Raw genomic sequence first — 1785 nt, 5'->3', positions numbered from 1 at the left:
TTATAATACGAACGCATGCATTAGTTGAACAACATTAAAGCTGCTTCGGTAGCTTTTTCTTATACAAGTAAATGGCAGGTTAGTGGAATAAAGGATTGTTGTTTTTATTGGTGTAATAAATTAAAATTTTCATAAAGTTTGTAACTATACAGGTGATAAAAATGAATAAAACTTATAAAAACTTATTTGATGAATATGTAAAAGAACTAGATAATGCTGTTTCATTTGAAGAAGATAAACTAGATTCAATTCGAGAAAAATTGTTCAATGAAGGAAAATCTGAGGAAGAAATTGAGAATTTTATAATGGGAAAATTTGATCCTATATGCTGTTCTGGACGTGTTATTGCAGTATTCAGGAAATATTGGTTAAAGTGCAATCAATTAAATGCTCATTACAATAAAAATGGTTCAAGCGAGTATGTTAACCCAAAGATATTTACAATTGATTGGCTATCAAACGATGGAGACCCTTATGAATTATTTGAATTAATGAATGGTATGCCTTACTTCCCAATTGGAATAGACGAAAATGGTGATTATTGTTAATATGCTTATGCAACTAACTAATGCGTTAGTTTGAGATCACGAGCTGCTAAATAAGCAACTTTTTAGGTTCCAATTAAAAATTAATAATGTACTACTATATAATTACCAAACATATTTTTAAATTGAATAAAGGGATAGTGGTAATAATTGTTTAATATTAACCTTAGCTAGTTCAATATAAGTAAAGTTCAAGGGGGATTTAGGTGGGAGATAAAATTAAAAGGATAGTAGGTTATTTATTATATTTGATTGTATTAGGTATAGTAATCTCAGTTGGTTTAAAGCATCAGAATAATCTTCTTAAGCAAAGTGGTGTTACCTATGATTTATTTGATTATTATAAATTTCAAACTATGTTTCCTTTAATTATTGGAGCAATGTTGGCGATTCCTCATAATATTAAGAACTTCTTCAAACATGGAGATTGGAAATTCAATTGGGTTCGATTTATTGTACTAGGAATTCCTACTTTATATTTTGTTATTACGCCGTACTTATTCTTAAAACAATTAATTTCTATGAAATATCCTTTAATGAAATACATTATGGGAGGGTATTTTGGAAGTTCAACACCTACACTAATTGCAATAATTGGAATAGCAGCAGGTTATTTTGTACTTACAAGTCTTGAAAAAAAAGCTACCAGTGGATCCGTAAATAATAGCTATTTCAACTAAAAATATATCTAGGCACTGAGTTCTCTGATTTTGTTCTTTACCTATTTATTTAAAATCTTATGCAACTAACGCATGCATTAGTTGAAGATCAGAAGCTGCTAATATGCGGCTTTTTTTATTAAAGTAAATGGCAGGATAGTTGAAAAAGTTTTTAAAAAGGAATGTCAATTTGACTGTCTTTTTTCAAATATAAGATATCAATATTTTATTTTAATAGAACGCATTTGTAAAAAAATACCAATTTACACCTAAGCAAATACTTCAAACACATGAGATATACATGCCATAAAATAACTTTGGTGATATGGCAATAAGTGCTATTTGAGGAGTATATCTAATAATATTTAAGGATGAGACCTATTTGAAGAAAGACAAGCATAAAGATAGTGAATGTAAATGCAAATGTAAATGTAAAGAAAACAAAGAACAAAAATGTGAATGTAATGATTGTCATAAATGTCAAAAGTGTTGTTGTTGCTGTTGTTGCGTTGGACCAAGAGGACCAAGAGGTAAAGAAGGAGATCGAGGTAAACGAGGGAGAACAGGAGCAACTGGAACAG

The 1785-nt window shown here is 29.2% G+C and carries 2 protein-coding genes; both read left to right on the top strand.

The window, feature by feature from the left end:
- The first annotated feature begins 161 nt into the window (after window positions 1-161).
- Entirely contained in the window at window positions 162-548 is a 387-nt protein-coding gene (locus COE53_RS23670; RefSeq protein ID WP_069034028.1) for a hypothetical protein, read from the top strand.
- A gap of 203 nt (window positions 549-751) precedes the next feature.
- On the top strand, window positions 752-1225 hold the full coding sequence (locus tag COE53_RS23665; protein WP_069034027.1) for a hypothetical protein: 474 nt from the start codon (window positions 752-754) through the stop codon (window positions 1223-1225).
- Window positions 1226-1785: the final 560 nt, after the last annotated feature.

Origin of the sequence: Bacillus sp. AFS029533, assembly GCF_002585125.1 — a bacterium.
Lineage (GTDB): Bacteria > Bacillota > Bacilli > Bacillales > Bacillaceae_G > Gottfriedia > Gottfriedia luciferensis_B.
This window is presented reverse-complemented; position numbering and strand designations above follow the sequence as displayed.

Bases quoted from the DNA above. Each gene is read 5' to 3' on its own strand.
- COE53_RS23670 (WP_069034028.1), top strand. From the start codon at position 162: ATGAATAAAACTTATAAAAACTTATTTGATGAATATGTAAAAGAACTA.